The organism is Cobetia sp. 1AS1 (genome assembly GCF_029846435.1).
GTDB lineage: Bacteria > Pseudomonadota > Gammaproteobacteria > Pseudomonadales > Halomonadaceae > Cobetia > Cobetia amphilecti.
This window is the reverse complement of record NZ_JARWKU010000001.1, coordinates 508,049-525,558: the sequence shown is the minus strand read 5'-3', so window position 1 is coordinate 525,558 and position 17,510 is coordinate 508,049. Positions and strand designations below refer to the sequence as shown.

13 protein-coding genes are annotated in these 17,510 nt (G+C 57.2%); 5 read left to right on the top strand and 8 right to left on the bottom strand.

Translation table 11 applies throughout. The annotated features are described in order from the left end of the window. Positions 1 to 167: 167 nt before the first annotated feature. The 4 genes from QD280_RS02270 to QD280_RS02255 all read left to right on the top strand — a co-directional run bounded on the left by QD280_RS02270 (position 168) and on the right by QD280_RS02255 (position 7,538). Positions 168 to 1,115, top strand: a complete 948-nt coding sequence (locus QD280_RS02270; protein ID WP_279838173.1) for a site-specific integrase — start codon at positions 168 to 170, stop codon at positions 1,113 to 1,115. 364 nt (positions 1,116 to 1,479) lie between these two features. Further along, positions 1,480 to 2,313, top strand: a complete 834-nt coding sequence (locus QD280_RS02265) for a hypothetical protein (protein WP_279838172.1) — start codon at positions 1,480 to 1,482, stop codon at positions 2,311 to 2,313. Positions 2,314 to 2,331: 18 nt separating this feature from the next. Continuing rightward, positions 2,332 to 4,929 carry a hypothetical protein gene (locus tag QD280_RS02260; protein WP_279838171.1) on the top strand — a complete coding sequence of 866 codons (2,598 nt, stop codon included), beginning with the start codon at positions 2,332 to 2,334 and terminating at the stop codon, positions 4,927 to 4,929. Continuing rightward, the gene (locus QD280_RS02255; protein ID WP_279838170.1) at positions 4,926 to 7,538 is read left to right on the top strand and encodes a site-specific integrase; all 2,613 of its coding nucleotides are present in this window, start codon (positions 4,926 to 4,928) and stop codon (positions 7,536 to 7,538) included. Before QD280_RS02260 ends, QD280_RS02255 begins: the two co-directional genes overlap by 4 nt. Before the next feature lie 437 nt (positions 7,539 to 7,975). Here the strand turns inward: QD280_RS02255 and QD280_RS02250 are convergent, their stop codons facing one another. The 6 genes from QD280_RS02250 to QD280_RS02225 all read right to left on the bottom strand — a co-directional run bounded on the left by QD280_RS02250 (position 7,976) and on the right by QD280_RS02225 (position 13,879). After that, entirely contained in the window at positions 7,976 to 8,713 is a 738-nt protein-coding gene (locus tag QD280_RS02250) for an NERD domain-containing protein (protein ID WP_244995188.1), read from the bottom strand. A 246-nt stretch (positions 8,714 to 8,959) separates the two neighbouring features. Next, positions 8,960 to 9,499 (bottom strand): DUF4823 domain-containing protein, encoded by a 540-nt coding sequence (locus QD280_RS02245; RefSeq protein WP_131431741.1) that lies wholly within the window; start codon positions 9,497 to 9,499, stop codon positions 8,960 to 8,962. A 111-nt stretch (positions 9,500 to 9,610) separates the two neighbouring features. After that, positions 9,611 to 9,952 (bottom strand): DUF427 domain-containing protein, encoded by a 342-nt coding sequence (locus tag QD280_RS02240; protein ID WP_279838169.1) that lies wholly within the window; start codon positions 9,950 to 9,952, stop codon positions 9,611 to 9,613. A gap of 77 nt (positions 9,953 to 10,029) precedes the next feature. Then, positions 10,030 to 11,349 (bottom strand): ergothioneine biosynthesis protein EgtB, encoded by a 1,320-nt coding sequence (gene egtB / locus QD280_RS02235; RefSeq protein ID WP_279838168.1) that lies wholly within the window; start codon positions 11,347 to 11,349, stop codon positions 10,030 to 10,032. Between the two features lie 282 nt (positions 11,350 to 11,631). Continuing rightward, positions 11,632 to 12,669: a TauD/TfdA family dioxygenase gene (locus tag QD280_RS02230; protein WP_279838167.1), complete on the bottom strand. Its 1,038-nt coding sequence runs from the start codon at positions 12,667 to 12,669 to the stop codon at positions 11,632 to 11,634. A 214-nt stretch (positions 12,670 to 12,883) separates the two neighbouring features. Next, a complete protein-coding gene (locus QD280_RS02225) occupies positions 12,884 to 13,879 on the bottom strand; it encodes an ion transporter (RefSeq protein WP_153635470.1) in 996 nt (331 codons plus the stop codon). Between the two features lie 243 nt (positions 13,880 to 14,122). Here QD280_RS02225 and QD280_RS02220 point away from each other — a divergent pair, with 243 nt between their 5' ends. Beyond that, positions 14,123 to 14,596 (top strand): META domain-containing protein, encoded by a 474-nt coding sequence (locus tag QD280_RS02220; RefSeq protein ID WP_279838166.1) that lies wholly within the window; start codon positions 14,123 to 14,125, stop codon positions 14,594 to 14,596. Positions 14,597 to 14,779: 183 nt separating this feature from the next. Here QD280_RS02220 and QD280_RS02215 read toward each other — a convergent pair whose 3' ends face one another. Both QD280_RS02215 and QD280_RS02210 read right to left on the bottom strand, forming a co-directional pair. Continuing rightward, positions 14,780 to 15,556: an SDR family NAD(P)-dependent oxidoreductase gene (locus QD280_RS02215; RefSeq protein ID WP_279838165.1), complete on the bottom strand. Its 777-nt coding sequence runs from the start codon at positions 15,554 to 15,556 to the stop codon at positions 14,780 to 14,782. Positions 15,557 to 15,640: 84 nt separating this feature from the next. Beyond that, positions 15,641 to 17,437, bottom strand: a complete 1,797-nt coding sequence (locus QD280_RS02210) for an NAD(P)/FAD-dependent oxidoreductase (RefSeq protein WP_279838164.1) — start codon at positions 17,435 to 17,437, stop codon at positions 15,641 to 15,643. Positions 17,438 to 17,510: the final 73 nt, after the last annotated feature.

Genomic DNA, 17,510 nt, shown 5'->3' with positions numbered 1-17,510 from the left:
TGCATTTCGGGTTGGCTGATTTACGAAGGGTGATAGCGTGAAATTCGATGGCCACCTCACAGCGCATATCGGCCCCCACTCCAACTTTTCGACATCGATGGAGATCCCTCATGGTGTCCAGACCACCGACAGGCATCCACCCGCCTCAAAGACGAAGACCTCAGGCAATGCAAGTGATCCCCTATCAGGGAAACCAGGACTCTCTGCCGGGACTTTGCCTGACGGTCTCGGCACGAAAGCTGATCATGGCAAGCCTTGCACCGAGTACCATCCGAGCCTTCCAAAGCGACATACGGATGTTTCTCAGACGTGGCGGCACCCTCCCCAGCAACGACACGGAGATTGCCAACTACCTCACCCGGTGTTTCGAGGACGGTTATAAACCGAATACGCTCAAGCGACAGCTGTGCTCGTTACGGCGTTGGCACCTTGTCATGAATTGCCCCACCCTGGGCAATGAGCAAATGATCAAGGGGGTCATGCGCGGCTGTGCACGCCTCAATGAAGTGCCGGTGAAACGTGCACCAGCCTTGATGCGAGACGATCTGCATCAGCTGCTAAATAGCCTGGATTTGAGCGAGTTGCGAGATCTGCGCGACGCCGCCATGTTCTGCCTGACGTTCTATGGAGCATTTCGTTACAGCGAAGTCCTCAACCTTCGTGTCGAGCACCTCACATGGGATACACGAGGCGTGTTGGTCAGGCTCTCCCGCAGCAAGACCAATCAAGAAGGACGTCATGAAGTCAAAGCTATTCACCATGCTGATACCTCGCTCCCCTACTGCCCCGTCAATCTCCTGTATCGCTGGCTGGAAGCCGCCCATATCCAGAGAGGTGCGGTATTTCGCAGCGTCTCGCTGGGCGGCAGGCCAGGAGGCTCGAAACTCTCTCGAACTGCTTTTCAGAATGCGTTGATCAGGGGGCTTGAGCGGTCAAACCTGACTTCACGCGGATTCAGCACACATAGCATGCGTGCTGGCCTGATCACTGAAGCTCATCTGCGGGGGAAGAGCCTGGAGCAGATACAACGCGTGACAGGTCACAGGCATCTCAGCACCTTGACGGAGTACATTCGGGTCGCAGACCCTTTCGAAAACAGCGCCAACGACTTTTGATAAACATGAGCAATGCATTACCGTTCAATAATCGATTAATTGACAAAAGCAATCGCTCGAGGGCTCGCAATACAAAATACCTACCAAGTTTGACGCCAAGAATCCCTAATGCTCTCGAAACGGTCGATTTTGACGGTTAAAAGATACCTTAGATTCTTGCAACTTGAGTTATGCTATTAGTACACACTGATTCAGCTTGGATATATCAGGAGGCGGCACTCCCAGAGATATCGTTCTACAGGTCGGGTGTATTACTCGACTGATCATCACTACTCAAAGTTACTCGCGTTTGCTGGACATGAACTCGACGAATGATTCTCTCATACGTCTCGGCCCCCCTTTGCCTATCGTTGGAGTCATCAATATGCCAGATGCTACCTATACACCGTCACTAGTGAAAATCAGCGCTGACAAGACGCTTGTCATCTATCAGCGAGTACTCGAGGTGGACACCGCCGAGCTTATGAACGAGGAGCATGCTTTTCGACCAACGGTCGCGACAGAGAGCCTGCCCCTAGCGCCTGTCCGCTTCCGCAGCAACGTTCAGTCGACTCACACTTCCGAGGAGTTCGTGAATTTTCATGTCATCAAAGCCATCGTATCCACACAGAAAGTGCCCGTCTCACAAAGTGTATTTTGCATCGAGATCGATATCGGCAGACTCAACGAAGATGAAGTCCAGGTGGTGAGATTCTATTACCAGGTGCTACAGCCTCTGCTCGAGCTTGGCTGGGAATGGATCAATATCCACAACCTACATACCACTGGCGATATCAAAATAAACGAAAAGAAATTATGGAACCATATACTTATAAACTTCATTAGTGATGAAAGATTACAACACGCATGGAGCAATGTAGTCACTCAACAAAAATTGCCAATAACACGCAAGCAAATCTCATCAATGTTCAGGCATCGTTATTCTGATGACTCGATCAGGAAATTTATGAACGAAATAAATAAAAACACAAATACTCACCAAAGCGGTGTATCTAAAGATAGGAATACGGTACACGCTGCTACTGCCGCTGAAACAAATAATAAAAACTATCATAGTAAACGAAAAGATAATAGGAAGCAGCAACCAGATATCAATAAGAAAAGCAACGCTAAAGAAAAAAGCAAGCACTCGAATAACAAGGAGGAAACCGACTCGAATCCGCAAATGGGACTTGCACTTTCAAGTTGGCTTGACTGATAAACAGGAGGCTTTCACGTGAGTGAACACCAACTACCTGACCAAATATTGGCTAATTACGACCTCAATGCGATCGGGTCCCGCTGGCCCCTTGTACCGGAGTGGCTCAAGAGGAGCCTCCCACCCTTGATTGCCTCAGAATATCGCCTCAGTGCTCGCCTCTTTGCCGCCGATTACTCGGTGCCAGACCTTGTGCCCCAAGTAGAAGAGTTTCTAGAAAGCCAATTTTTTATGGAAGATGAGTCACATCGAAATCATAGAATGTCTCACTGCCTTCATTACACGGTGAACTACCGATTTACATCGCTCACTGATCCTCGCGTAAGCAGTATCCGAAAGCTGCTTAGACTGATTTTTTGTCAGCCTCGTCGTACTGTGAGACGTGGCTCTGCCATCAAATATTACACCCAGATACTTGAGCTTAGAAAGACGCTTAAGCGGCTACTTAACTGGGGCGACCTGGATGATATTCAAAACAGTTTCCCCAGACCCATTTCCCCTACCCTGGGAGAGCAGTTAGTTCCTCCTCCCGAGCATTTTTCCGATGCTGATTTGGAGCTGCTCGAACAGTTTCTTCATGCCTATGATACAGCAACTGATCGTCCATCGGAGCATCCCAACCAGCTGCGCAATAAGAAAGCGACACGCGCTTTGCTTGACGAAATTTATCAGTCGAGCCAGCTCACTCGTAGCCCAATAAGAAAACAGCATAGAGCTCGCAATGAAAATCAAAAAAGACGCCAACATGTCGATACCATTCTTCGTGATTCGCCACTTTGGGCCAGTGACAAATCTTACAAAATTCATGCTGAATATACCGACTATCGATCCCTTGACAGGTCAATCCAAGCACTTGACCATGCCTTAATAGAGGATGATGAAGAGCTCACGGATGACAATGAACATCAGAATGAATCATCATCTAATGATCTAAACCAAAGCAGTATCTCACCCCTCGACCCAGTGAAAGAGCTATTCCATAACACGCTGCTTTCACAAGGCGATCAGGCGCTTCACCTTGAGAGCGTACAGCTCTTGCAACAGGCCCGCAATCTCAAGACATCTGCAGACATCAGCCTACGCCCACAAGAAGAGGTTCTAGCAGCTTTACGTATCTTCCAACCACCGAAAGATGAGGAATTTCTCATAGAATCTGAGAGTGCCATTGCAAACCGACAAGCCTTGGCATTTCTTAGCATTCTACTTTGCAGTGGAATAGCACCTGAGCGCTTGCTGCAGACGACGGTAATCTCCCGATCCCCCAAGCTGCCCCTCAATAGCGACAGCAATCGTGAGTGGATCATCTGCCAGACGCTGGATCAAATTCCCAGCTGGTCACCGGAGGAGGGGCTACTCCACTACTCTGTCAACAAGGCACCTACCGAAACCATCATCACGTTGCCCTTGCCCAACGCTCTCAATCACTCACTCATGGCCGAAAAGGTATGGCTCCCCGGCGCCCAGCCTTTCAAAGCACTGAAATCAATAATCGAGAAAAAACTCAAGCGCTGGGGGGATAATCGCCCGGGAAGCACCCTGACGTTGAGGCGCGTGTCTGCCAGTCATCATCATTGGGTGGTGCCTGCCTGTGAAGATGAAGTGATCGCGACCTGGTTGCGAGGCGAGCTCCCGCTCTCACTCTCTGCCCCGGCAACGTATCGAACGATACCTCTGCACAAGATTCAGAAGGCTTTTCTCTCGGCTCAAGCTGCGCTTGGCCTATTTCCCTTATTAGAAGAAGACTGTCGTACACCTCGCGAAGATCACACCGTGGGATCCACAAAAGCCCAGGAGCCGAGCTATTTCAAACGTCCGCTTCATTTGCTGACGCAACTTACCAAGAACCACGCCATGCTGGTTACCTCATTGATTACCTCACAAGAGAATCGTAGTAGCGACTTACGGGCAGTCGGCGAAGCCATTGCCCGGCAAGGTCAGATACTGGGAGCGCTGACCTTACTTGCATGGCAGCTCTGCACCTTGGCTCGCCCAATTGGATCCAAAACCCAATGTGAGCAGCTGGAAAATACGCTCTGGCTACGCGACAAGGATTCGGCTCGGGCACAGGAAAGCCGCCAAATTCCACTTGTCCCTGCCCTTGGCGCATTGCTCCGGCTTCAGCATGAGTGGCGGGAGGAATGGCAACGATGGTGGAAACGCCACGGTGGCAAAGCAGACTTTCTTAGGCATGAACAAGTCGCCTACCCCGTTCAATGGAAGTTCAATGCCTCGACAATGATGTTGACGCAGCAACGCATGCAGCATGCTGACTGGCGACAGTGGCTCAAGGATCTTCCAACATTCATGCCTTCGCCTTTGGCAACTGAATTGAGCCAGTGGGGCCACCAGCCTTCCAATATCACGCGCCACAGCATGCTCACCGCGCTCCAATCGCGACTTTCTCACGCTGAATTTAGCGCACTCGCTGGGCACACCACCCAGGGGCACTCACTCCAATCCCCGGCCAGTGATCGGAGCCTGATTCAATCGGCGACACGAAGCGCACTAACCGATATCGCCAGACTATGCGGCTTGACACCGGATCTGCTTCACAGAGACGACCTCCCATGGCCCATTGAGCACGCCGGACCAGCCATTCAAGGAGATAGAGGATGAGCGCTGTTACCACCATTGATCTTCGGAAGAAAACCGATGTACCTGCCCAGGCCACGCACCAAGAGCTTACAACTCCGAAGCTGTCTCCGATCGAGCTTTCGAAAACACTGGGTAGGATATTCCGTCGCTGGGATGATCCAGGTCATCGCCTTTTCTCCTCATCTGAAGAGCTCAGACATTTCCGCAAGAATGTCGCACGCTACGCCTGGCGACGGCATAAGAAAAAGGTAACCAGAGCACAGGCTAGAGCGCAAAGTGCGCCTTCCACCAAGCCGTCTCGCGCTCGACACAATGCCACACGCTTGAACCAGCGAGCTGTACAAGCCTTGATTCGCAACGCCATCCAGCTTGCCAAGGAAGCTGAACTCGACTTCAGCTCCCGAAAGGTCACCAAGGAAGTCGCGCTTGTACTGACTCATCTCAACCGAGAGCCTGACTTCGAGGCTACGATTCCGACCAGTATCAAGCGTCCGGTCAGACCCTCATCCGCGGCTACCTCATCACGAGATATCAAGGTTCAGCAACGGGTGCTGGATTCGGTACGCGCCCTGCAGAGCATTCCCGCTAACCAATGCACGCCAGAGCAGTCTCTTCTCTTCCTGGCCCTGAGCATGGGTACCCTGCTAGGGATGGAGGAAGAAGTGATTCGCCATACCTTGCTGAACTTGAGCCCAGAGCACCTGCCACGCCTGAACACCAAGCGCGGCCCCCACCATTGGTTCATCGGCTGTCTGCCAGGGTTATCTCGAACACATCCAGCCCATTACCGGCTAAAAATCCCGAATCATCTCAGGAGGCTACTCAGGGCTTGCCGTCAGTCCCCTGTCCCATCACCAGCCACCTCCTCCCAGCAAGCAGATGTATGGTGGTTCTCCTCGGATGCTACGCTGGATCTGAACAGTCCATTGGAAGCACGAGCTGCCCATCTGGATCAGCTCTTGGTCACCGGTCTTTCACAGCTACTAGATAGCCAGGCATCACGCAGGACTGGTTCCTCCGCTTCGCTGAAGAATGTCCGATCATTGCTTCGTCATGCCTTCCGGTGCACGACATTGTTGGGCCCTGCGCCCATCTGGTCACAGCTGCTTCGGCGCTATCCCCTGCCGGTGTGTAGCTGGCGTTCTCCTTGGCAGCATGACGAAAGCCTCTTTTTATCGGCGGCATCCCGCCCTACCTCCGGTACGTCAAGCGCTTCCGGCGCCATGGATGCCTCTGAACCGGAAGACATCGAGACCGATCTTCACACCCCTGAACTTCTTATGGGAGGAGGCGACAGGAGTAACGAATCGTCACCATCAACCTCCCCTCGATACAGGCAGGATCAACTATCAACAGACTGGTATGTGAAAGCAGGCAACCAAATGTATGCGTATATCACCGAACTGGAGCATGAAGGTCTGATAACCCCCAGAGGGGAATCCGCGATCCAGCGTCATGACGCCATTACGTCTCGCTACGCGAAGAAGCTGATACACATGCTGGGCGAAGACAGCTACCCACTCTGGATACTGCTATGGCTGTCTTATCAATCGAGCACTCAAGGCAACAAAGCCAGCACGCTCAGAACTTACCTGAGTCGACTGACGCCCACCTCCATGATGATGTTGCCCGATATCCCATGGTTGACGCTCTGGGATGGAGAACTGATGGAGGCGATCAGCGAACAGCTACCGACTCAGAAAGGCTGGGACACTTCGACGTCCCACAACTTCTTCCAGACGTTCAATCAGTTCATCAGCTTCTGCCAAGGTAACGATCGATTAACGGGTATTCCCCCCGTGCAGGGTGAGGGAGGCCGTTTCATCAGTACGTTGCGTACACATCTGATCATGCCACACGAGGCAGAACATCTGACCCGGGCGCTCTCCCGAAGGCGGAGTGGATTGCGGCGCAGCTGGCTGATCGCCTTCCTCCTTGGCTACTACGGGGGCCTGCGAGCAGGAGAAGTCATGGCCTTGACACTGCATGACGTCATCATCAATCAGCCAGGAGATGACGGACCCACCTACTGTTACGTAGAAATCCATGCTGGGAAGACCGCAAATGCTCGTCGCAGCGTTCCTCTTCATCTTCTGATATCCCCAGAATTGATGACGCTGGTGAAAGAATGGATTGATAGACGCAGAGAGTCCTTTGCTGGCCAGCATCGTTTGAAGAACATTGCCTTGCTGGGGCCAGAAAGCTCTCCGCTGGGCTATTCAAGAGAGAGCCTGCTGGCCCCGCTCATGGCATGGGCCCGGCAGTCTCTCCGAGGTGCCCTCACGCCCGGACTGAAGTTGGAGGACATCCACTTCGATTTTCATCTCTTGAGGCACAACGCGATCTCGTGGCTCGTACTTCGTCTCTACAGCGACGACTACCCTCAGCTCCTGGATCGTCTTTCCTCCGCCTGCCGAGGGCATTGGTCCTTCACTCCCCCAGCACTGGCGAACTGCCGCCGAGCGGCCTACGACGTACTGGAAAGAGATGCCAAGGCACGAGGTCACCGTCTCGAGTTACTCGCCAAGTTGATCGGGCACCGCAACTCTAAAACACTGACACATCACTACACGCATGTGCTGGGTGAGATACATGGTGAGGTACTTCTAGAGCTGATGAAGCGACGCTGAAGGCGAAGGCTGAATACTCGAATACTGGCTGTCGTCTATCGAAGCCGAAGCGCAGGTGGTCGACGGGCTAGAGATAGCCCAACCCCGATGCATCACCCTCCATCACTTGCGGTGTTGCACTCTGAGTCCACCTGCGCCATCTCACGCCCGGCGGTCGGAATGAATCAGGAGGTGCAGTAGGCCGTCCGAGTCTGTACACACGGATGGGGCATTAGCAGTTCATGCGTGGTGCGATGATCTCCTTGATACTTTGAAAGACTGATCGCCCCAAATTGTCCTTAAAGAGAAAAATCAAAGCGCTCACAGCTCGCATACTAACCATTTTCCCTGCAGGGAAAATTTATGGTTAGCTTCGCTATGTCTGGCTAATTATCCCTATAGGGATAATTTTCTGGATTCATAGAATAATTGCAGCACTTGTTCCCTAAATCCAAGCATCACACCGCCTGTGTTGCACGACACTCCGGATAGGCCGAGCATCCCCAGAACTGTTGGCCTTCTCGCGCACCGGCCTTGACAGTGCGCAGCACCATCCGGCTGCCGCATTTCGGGCATTCACGTCTCGCCTGTGGTTCATTGCGCTGTTTGAGATGCTGCACATGGGCACGCTGGGTCGCCCGAGTCGGGGCCAGACGCCCCGTCAGCAGCGCCTCATGCATGGCCTCGAGCTGCGCCTCGCTGAAGACGGGGTTCTGAAATGACTGTACGAAGGAAACGAAGTCAGTCCCGCGCGTCACGTTGGATGGCATCTCACCTTTGAGCCTGGCGCTGCCGACGAAGACGATCACCGAATGCAGATGCTCGGGAGTCACGCCAAGCGTCGTCTCCAGCGCCTTGAGGTGCCGGTAGTTCTGACGCAATGGGTTCTGGAAGCTGAACGACTGGCGAGGAAACTGCTGGGTCCAGTGCGCCTCATGCTCACTGCCGAAGATCCAGCCCTTCATGTTCTTGGTTTCCAACACGAAGCAGCCGAATCGCGACAGCAGCACATGATCGATCTGGGTGGTGCCGTTCGTGGTCTTGAGGGTGACATTGTGCAGCGTTCGGTAGCCTTGCTTGCCGAGGCGACGTGCCATCCAACGCACCCGCCACTCGCCGATGCGACCTTTCATGCGGGGGGACTTGAGGTAACGACTGACGAAGGACGCCAGGACGAGGCATAGCAGTACACTCATCACTGGCGCGATGTTCGAAGAGACAACCACTGTCTTGACTCCTGGTGCAGCCTTTACGGAAAGGAATCAAGCGGGGTGATTCGTCCAACCGAGAGTACTGAGTCGTGATGAAAGAGCGATAAGGCTGCGGCGCGCTTGCGGCAGGCCAATGCAGATGAACACTGACCGCGCCCGATGGCTGGGCGCGGTGCAGCAAGCGCAGGATTCTAATGACTGACCAGCGATCAAGCCACTGTTTTCATTAACTTATTGGGCATTAAACAGCGATGAAACGAATTCATTGACCGGGTCTGGCAAGAGATCCTGAGGATGATCCCCTCCCATGGTGGCCAGCCCACTCTTGCCCTTGGCTATCGCAGTGGCTTCCGTGGTATTCGTCGCAACGTCTATCACCTGCATCTTGACCTCGACTCGGTCAGGCTTGCCCGACCACTCAGTGGCCCTATCCTCCCAGTGCAAGATAGTGGGATAGACCAGATAGAGAGCGCCAGCCTCCATAGCAGCTTCCCACGCATCGTCTCTTGACTGCGTTGAGTTGCCGTAATTCACGCTATCTACGTGCTTGAGAAACGCGCCTTGAATTATCTGAGCGGTCGTCATGCCAGAGCCGGTATAACGCTGAGAGCCATAAACACCATCTCTTGGCACTGATACATAGATAGTGTCAGAGGAATCCAGGGAAAATGTCGGTGAACCAGCCGACTTCGTGAGCTGATGGCTATCCGCACATGCCGCTAACAGCAACATTGCCGAGAATAATGACAGCGCTCTTATCATTTTTCGCATCTTGTCATCTCCGTCCGAGTTGGAGTTATCAAGCTATAGCTCATGTTAAACATGCGGTGATTTGGATCAGCGGGTCAAGCCAGGGCTGCTAGCCTGGTGCCCTGAGTGGCATCACTCCGCCTCCAGCGTGACCTTGTCGGTATCGAACGCCAGTCGCCCGGCGATCGCCTGCATTTCCTCGATGGGCTGATCGTAACTCCAGGCGATATCGGCAAGATCTGGTAGCGAGTAATAGGTGCTGTCGCCCTTGAAGGGACAATGGGTGACGGTGCTGGAGACCGAGAGCCTTTCCATCGCCACATCGGCGCGCGGCAGGTAGAGCCTTGGCGGATAGCCTTTCTCGCGCAATTCCATCGCATTGCAGGTGTCGGCTATCACCGTCTCGCCAACCAGGATTCGCACCCGTGAGGATAGCGGGTGCAGCGTGATACGCGGTTCGGGGTGGTCGGCCATGAACACTCCTTTACGGGTTAGAGGATAGAAGCGGAAGATGAAGGTGCTTGGAGGCGCGTTCTGAAGGGGTCAGCCCATCATGCCTCTCCATCTCGGGCGAGACGGAAGCCGGAGAACGCCCAGCGCGCCTCGGGCGGGAAGAAGTTGCGATAGGTCGCGCGGATGTGGTCGGCGGGCGTGGCACAACAGCCTCCGCGAAGCACCATCTGACCGGACATGAACTTGCCGTTGTACTCTCCCAAGCTGCCCGGCAGTTTGCGAAAGCCCGGATACGGACGATAGGCACTGCCCGTCCACTCCCAGACATCGCCGAACATCTGACCCGGCGTGCCTTCGGCTCTCGCGGCCGCGACTGGCTGCAGATGATCCTGATCGACGAAGTTGCCCGTAAGTGGGACATCCTGACCGACTGTCTCCCACTCGGCCTCGGTGGGCAGGCGCGCGCCCGCCCACTGGGCGTAGGCATCGGCCTCGAAGAAGCTGACATGGCAGACCGGCGCGCTCAGATCCACCGGCACCAGGCCGCCGAGGGTGTAGTGATGCCAGACGCCGTCGCGCTCGACCCAGTAAAGCGGCGCCCGCCAGCCTTCGGCCTTGACCGTCGCCCAGCCATCCGCCAGCCAGTACTCGGGGGTGGCGTATCCGCCGTCCTGCATGAAGGCGAGAAACTCGCCGTTGGTCACCGGACGGTCGGCCATCTGGAACGCTTCGACGAACTGACGGTGACGGCCCATCTCGTTGTCGTAGGCGAAGCCACCTTCGGCTGCATCATGACCGATGTCGCGAATCCCGGCTGGATAGGCCAGCCATCCGAGCGGCGGCACTTCCTGCGCAGGGGCTGGTGCCAATCCCGGAGTCAGATCATCCCGATAGGCCGGACACAGCGGGTTCTGCGCCAGGATGTGCTTGATGTCCATCAACAGCAGCTCCTGATGCTGCTGCTCATGCGGCAGCCCCAGCTCCAGGCGGCGAAGAATCTCGGGCAGATGTTCCCGTGGCGGATTCTCAAGCAGCGCTTGCATGGCCTGATCGACGTGCGCGCGATAGCGATAGACATCGTCGACGGTCGGGCGCGAGATCGTGCCACGCTCGGCGCGCGGGAACGGTACGCCATGGGTCTCGTAGTAGGAGTTGAAGAGGTGGTCGTAGGCGGGGTCGAGCGTCTGATAGTCCGGCTGAAACGGCTTCAGGATGAAGGCTTCGAAGAACCAGGTGACATGGGCGATGTGCCACTTGGGCGGGCTGACATCTGCCATGCTCTGCACCATGTAGTCTTCCTTGTGCAGCGGCGCACAGATCGCCTCAGTGGCGGCGCGAACCCGCTGGTACGCGCGTAGCCACTCCTTGGCATGCAGGCTATCGGGTCTTTCGATGACGGTGTCATGGGCAGATGACATGATGGCTTCCTTTGCGAGTCTGGTTCTCTCCCTGAAACGTGATCGGACAGGCTCAGGCGGCCAGCACGGCTGACACGCCTCCCCTGCCCCATCAACGCTTGGCCGGGATGATGTCCCCACCCTATCACTCGTGCGGCTGATGCCAACTCTTCACGGGCTCTGGTCTTTCCTCTGAAACTAGATCCGCCCCGTGATCTGCCCTGATCTGCCCTGATCTGCCCTGGCCTTCACTTCGCCGTAACGCACGTCCCGCTACAAGTGTCTTGCCTGAGCGCGCCAGCCTCAGTTCTGCATCGGAATATTCTCTTCCCAACGAAAGCCGATACCGCCGCCCTGCCATACACCATTCTCCAGCGGGCTGGGGCCATGGATATCCACCTGCAGCGGCAGGCCGAAGCCAGGTGCCAGATCCTGAGTGCCTCGCACGGTACTGCGATGCATGATCCGCAGTCCTTGCTCCTGTGCCGGCAAGTGCGCGCCGGGCGCGGCCCGATGAGCCACCGCCAGGTTATCGATGAACACGCAGTCGTTTTCCTGGTACTCGAAGTCGAGGGCGTAACCCTCGGTGAAGCCGGCATTCAGGATGGCGTTGTACTCACGGCAGAGCTGCGTCAGCTCTTCGGCGGTCAGCAGCCGGAAGGCGTCCTGATCGGGTAGCTTCTCGATCACTGCGCCGGTCATGCCCAGATGAAGCCAGATGCACTTGCGACCGGTGATGGGGTGCTCGTGTACCACCGGATGTACGGCCCCGGAGGAGGAATTCACTGAAGCAAGACGGCGCCAGAAGGCCTGACGCTCGGCAGACAAGGCGTCATGGGCCGCGCCCTGATGGGCAAAGCAGGTACCACCGCCCTTCTCGGCCGGACGGATGATGTGGTAGCCCGAGTGCGAGAACGTATCGGTATTGAAGCTGCCGTCGTTATGCCACTGCGGCCCGACGCCGGGGATGCCGTGACGGCGATCGTTCGATAGCCGAAAGATGTGCCGGTTGCCGTCGGGGGTGGCAGGGTGCAACCCATGGGTACTGTGCAGCTCCTTGCCGCCCCACCAGCAACTGGCGCGCAGGAAGTCATCGGCCTCCAGAGGCGTATCGCGCTTGAAGACCAGAAAACCGCGCTCGGCCATGATCTGCTCCAGCGCCTCAAGCACTGGCGCGGGCGGCGCGTCCTGAGCGGACAGATCGATCCCCCTCACCTCGGCGCCTATCGGCTCCAGCGGTGTGATGCTGCCGCCGAATTGCTCGATGACAGCTACCTGTGCCGGGTCGAACGGAACGCCTGGTGCTGACTCGGCTACCTCAGTACGTGTTGGATTCGCCATGACACTGACCTCCTGTCGCGGCTCCCACGCTGACGAGACGCTGATGTGTCATCAGGCAGCGCTATCGCTGCGTGATGACACCCACAACTCGCAGACTCTCAGCGTGGGATGAATGTATCAGCATTCTCGCAAACACATTCCCGTGCGCCAAACATCGAACCTTCTCATCCCGAACGGCGCGAGTGGCCCATCAGGATGACGCTGGTCAATCACGTCACTCGTATTTCTTCTGCCAACTCTTCACGGCGATCCGCTCCTTGAGCAGATCCAGCATGTCGATCAGCACCTGCTCGGTGATCTGCTCCGTCCTCGGGTCAGTGCGCGACCAGGCATCGAAACCACTCTCTGCCAGATGCCCCACCAACGCCGAGAACTCCTTGGAGCGCAGGCCGACCAGCGCTTCATCGACGAGATGACAGGCCAGATCCGACAGCGAACTTTCGAGCCCTTTGGTCAGCTGGGTGCCCATCGGCAGGCGCGAGACACGCTGGAGCTCCGGACTCTCGGCGAGAGTGCGGCTGACCAGGCCCCGCACATAGCGCAGGGTATCGTCGCGATTCTGGGTATAGACATCCCCCGCCATGGTCTCGAGGCGCTGGGTAATTTCACGGATCAAGGCCTGCTTGCGAGGCTCCACGACACGCTCGATCACCGAAGATGAGAGGTCATCGCTGTCGCGCAACTGCTGCTGCACGTTGTCGAGCATGCGCAGGGAGATACGGTCCGTCAGCTCCTCCAGCAGGATATCGAGATACTTGGCCGCCACGCCGTAGACGTACCAGCGGCGCACATCGATCAAGCCGAGACGTTGCAGGCGGAACAGCAACGAGATCACACGCAACACACGCAACAGGCGGAAGCCGCTCAGCGGGATACACCCCAGCACGTCATACCAGTGCACGAAGGGATAGAAGAACCAGCGATGGTAGCGCCGCTCCGCGATGGCCACTGCCCACCCCGCCAGCACATCGAGCAGGAAGACGGCGACGAATGCCAGGTCGATAGAGAGGAAATTGGCGTGGATGTTCTGCTCATAGGCCGCATGCAACCCGGGTGTCACGGCCTCGAAGGCCGTGTTCAGCGGGGGAATCAGGAAGAGACTATCGAACAGCAGCAATGCCAGATTGGCGATCACGAGCACGATGATGAACAGATCCCACCACAGATGTATCCGCTCCCTGGCGGACGAGGGCGTGCGGGTGGCTGGCATGACAACTCCTTGGCGATTGTTTCAGAATGCGTAACGCGTCTTCCTGACTCAGCCTACAACGCTTCAGATGACCACGCTGGCGATGACCGCGCATCAGCTGACCACACTGGCGATGACGCTGTCTGCGAGGGCTTGCAGCGCTACCGGAGCCCAGCCCCGAAAAGCACAGACCGAAAAGCACGGCCCTTGAAAGCACAGCCCCGAAATCGCCGTAGACAACCTATTAGTGAGGGAGACACCCGCATGAAACAAGCGCAAGTAATGACATGGGCCGCCGTGATGAGCGCAGCACTCACCCTGAGCGGCTGCGCAGGCGCTCAATCCTCTGAGGATTATCAAGGCGTGGATGAGCCGCTGGAGAACACCTACCGGAAGCTGGTGGCACTCGATGAGCAGCCGACACCCGTGATGGAAGGCAAGCGTGAAGCCCATATCGTCTTGCATACCCCTGACTCTTCGACTCAGAACTCGCGAGTGGCTGGCTCCACCGGCTGCAATCGCCTGATGGGGGAATATCACCATGATGAACAAGAACTCGGCTTCGGCCGTCTGGCCACCACGCGAATGGCGTGCCCCGGTGAAGCAGCAACGCTCGAACGCAATTTCCTCGCGACACTCAATGACGTGTCGGGCTGGCAGATAGAAGGCAAGACACTCACGCTGACCGATGAGCAAGGTGAGTCGCGTGCCCGCCTGGAGGCCGTTCACCTTTATTGATCTCTTCGATAACCGTCCAGCGCATAGTGACTTTGAGCTGAATACTCTGCGCAACAGACCAGACACCACAACGCCGCCTCCCGTTGCCGGAAGGCGGCGTTGTGTCATGCGATCACCCCTTGCCGTCAGCCACTGAGCTCAACCTTGCTCTCTGTGCTGACTCAATGCTGACTCATTGCTGACTCACAGCGTGAAGCCACCATCGACGGCGATGGCCTGCCCTGTCACGTGTTCGGCCTGGGCGAGGTAGACCACCAGCTGCCCCATGTCCTCAGGTGTCTGGGCGATTCCCTGGGGCAGCAGGCTCTTCTGTAGGCGCTCCCATGCAGCGGGCTCGCTTTCGCCTTCCTGACTCCAGCGTGCCGAGAGCCCGCTCTCGCCCCGCCACATGCCGGTACCCACCACGCCCGGGCAGATCGCATTGACGGTGATGCCTTCCGCTGCCACTTCCTTGGCGACGGCATTGGTAAAGCCGATGACCGCGAACTTCGAGGCACAGTAGTGCGACAGATCAGGGAAGCCGACCTTGCCGGCCATCGAGGCCACGTTGATGATCCGCCCGACGCGGCGTGAGCGCATCACGGCGACCTCGGCCTGAGTGCACAGGAAGGTACCGCGGGCGTTGACGTTCATGACGCGGTCCCACTCCTCCACCGTCAGCGCATCGATGGAATGGATGCCGATGATGCCGGCATTGTTGACGGCGATATCGAGCGGGCCGAGTCCGGCTTCGGCCTCCTCGATCAAGCGCCGCACGGACGCCGCATCCGCGACATCGACCTGTAGCGCCAGACACCGTCTGCCCAGTGCCTCCACTTTCGCCGCCGTCTCGCGGGCGATGGCGAGATCCAGATCCGCCACCACGATATCCGCGCCCGCCTTGGCCAATGCCAGCGCGATCCCCTGGCCAATACCGCGCCCACCCCCTGTTACCAGTGCAATCCTGTCGTTCAGTTGCATGAGTCGTCTCCTGAATCTCTCACGGAAATCTGCAAATGCTGCGCTGCTGCCATGACGCTGGCACACGGTCCAGCGCCACTGGCTTCAGCTCAGGTGGTGGACTTCCTGAAGGCCGTAGACCGGCGTCGGGATACCCTCGAGCCGCGCCTTGAGCTGCAGCGCCAGATACTGGGAATAGTGGCGGGACTGGTGCAGGTTGCCGCCGTGGAACCATAACGCCTGCTGCTGGGTCGGCTTCCACATGTTGCGCAGCTCGCCCTCCCAGGGCCCGGGGTCCTTGAGCGTATCGGAGCCCATGCCCCAGCATTTGCCGACCTTGTCGGCGACGTCCTGCGAGATGATTCGTGCCGCCCAGCCATTCATCGAGCCGTAGCCGGTGGCATAGACGATCAGGTCAGCGGGCAACTCCGAGCCATCGGTCAAGGTGACCGAGCGCGGATTGATGCACTCGATGCCGACGCCACTGCGCAGCTTGATGTCACCATTGGCGACCAGATCACAGGCACCCACATCGATGTAGTAACCGGAGCCGCGGCGCAGATATTTCAGGAACAGGCCCGAGTCGTCATCGCCGAAATCGAGCAGGAAGCCTGCCGCCTCCAGCCGCCGGTAGTAGTCCGCATCACGCTTGCGGATCGCCTCGAAGATCGGCCGCTGGAAGTCTGGCAGTATCCGGTAGGGAATCGAGGCAAAGATCAGGTCCGCCTTGTGGTGATCGATGCCGTTTTGCACCGCCTGCTCGGAATAGAGCGGACCCAGCGCCTCTTCCATCAACGAGTTGGACTTCACCACATGCGTGGAGGAGCGCTGCAGCATGGTCACATCCGCGTCGTGCTCCCACAGCGCGGCGCAGATGTCGTGAGCGGAATTGTTGGCGCCCACCACGACCACCTTCTTGCCACGATAGGCATCCGGCCCCGGGTGCTGGCTAGAGTGTTGCTGCTCGCCTTCGAAGGTCTCGGCCCCCGGGAAGTGCGGCACGTTGGGCATGCCCGACATGCCCGTGGCCAGTACCAGTTGCTTGGGCCGCAAGGTCACGGGCTTGCCGTCGCGTACCACCTCGACCACCCACTCGCCGCTCGCCTCATCGAACTGAGCACTCTCGCAGGCCGTGGAGTTCCAGTAATTGAGCTCCATGATCCTGGTATACATCTCCAGCCAGTCCGCGACCTTGTCCTTGGGCGCGAAGACCGGCCAGTTTGCCGGGAAGGGAATGTAGGGCATGTGGTCGTACCACACCGGGTCATGCAGACACAGGGACTTGTAGCGATTGCGCCAGGCATCGCCCGCGCGCGGATTCTTGTCGATCACGATAGTTGACACATCCATCTGTCTGAGCCTTGCGGCCAGCCCGATGCCGCCCTGACCGCCACCGATGATCACGCAATACGGCTGGCGCTCGTAGCCCAGCTCGGCCTCTTCGCGCTGACGCGACTCAAGCCAGGTCTCACGCTGCTTGTTGGCACCGTGCTCGGCGCCCTTGGGGCGCTGCATTCCCAGCGGCTCAGGGAATTCCTTGAGTTCGCGCATGGCGGTCAACAGCGTCCAGCAGCGCCCTTCCTTCAGGCGCAACAAGCCCTTGCCGCGTGCATCTGCGGTCTCGAAGGTGAACCAGGCCTCGACGATGCCGCCGGCCTCACTGGCCTCACCATCCAGTTGCCAGCGAGAGGGAGCGACATGCTCGAGGGTCGCCGCGAGCATCGACTGGATCTCGTCCTTGCCCTCCGACGTCTTGAGATTCCAGGTGAAGGCGATCAAATCGCGCCAGTAGCATTCCTCGCCAAACAACGAGAGAACCCGGGCGATATCGCGCTGAGTCAGGGAGGACTCGAAATCATCGAGCCATTGCTGAGCGATCTGAGTTGGCGTGCGTGCGGTCATGGCGTCTCTCCGCGTGTTGTTGGATGTTGTAGTCACGCCTCCCATGCAAGGCATCAAGCATGCCAGCTTCGTC

What these genes read in the sequence shown, in the direction of transcription:
- QD280_RS02270 (WP_279838173.1), top strand. Translation starts at nt 168, where the DNA reads ATGCAAGTGATCCCCTATCAGGGAAACCAGGACTCTCTGCCGGGACTT.
- QD280_RS02265 (WP_279838172.1), top strand. Translation starts at nt 1,480, where the DNA reads ATGCCAGATGCTACCTATACACCGTCACTAGTGAAAATCAGCGCTGAC.
- QD280_RS02255 (WP_279838170.1), top strand. Translation starts at nt 4,926, where the DNA reads ATGAGCGCTGTTACCACCATTGATCTTCGGAAGAAAACCGATGTACCT.
- QD280_RS02250 (WP_244995188.1), bottom strand. Translation starts at nt 8,713, where the DNA reads ATGAGTGTACTGCTATGCCTCGTCCTGGCGTCCTTCGTCAGTCGTTAC.
- QD280_RS02245 (WP_131431741.1), bottom strand. Translation starts at nt 9,499, where the DNA reads ATGCGAAAAATGATAAGAGCGCTGTCATTATTCTCGGCAATGTTGCTG.
- QD280_RS02240 (WP_279838169.1), bottom strand. Translation starts at nt 9,952, where the DNA reads ATGGCCGACCACCCCGAACCGCGTATCACGCTGCACCCGCTATCCTCA.
- egtB (WP_279838168.1), bottom strand. Translation starts at nt 11,349, where the DNA reads ATGTCATCTGCCCATGACACCGTCATCGAAAGACCCGATAGCCTGCAT.
- QD280_RS02230 (WP_279838167.1), bottom strand. Translation starts at nt 12,669, where the DNA reads ATGGCGAATCCAACACGTACTGAGGTAGCCGAGTCAGCACCAGGCGTT.
- QD280_RS02225 (WP_153635470.1), bottom strand. Translation starts at nt 13,879, where the DNA reads ATGCCAGCCACCCGCACGCCCTCGTCCGCCAGGGAGCGGATACATCTG.
- QD280_RS02220 (WP_279838166.1), top strand. Translation starts at nt 14,123, where the DNA reads ATGAAACAAGCGCAAGTAATGACATGGGCCGCCGTGATGAGCGCAGCA.
- QD280_RS02215 (WP_279838165.1), bottom strand. Translation starts at nt 15,556, where the DNA reads ATGCAACTGAACGACAGGATTGCACTGGTAACAGGGGGTGGGCGCGGT.
- QD280_RS02210 (WP_279838164.1), bottom strand. Translation starts at nt 17,437, where the DNA reads ATGACCGCACGCACGCCAACTCAGATCGCTCAGCAATGGCTCGATGAT.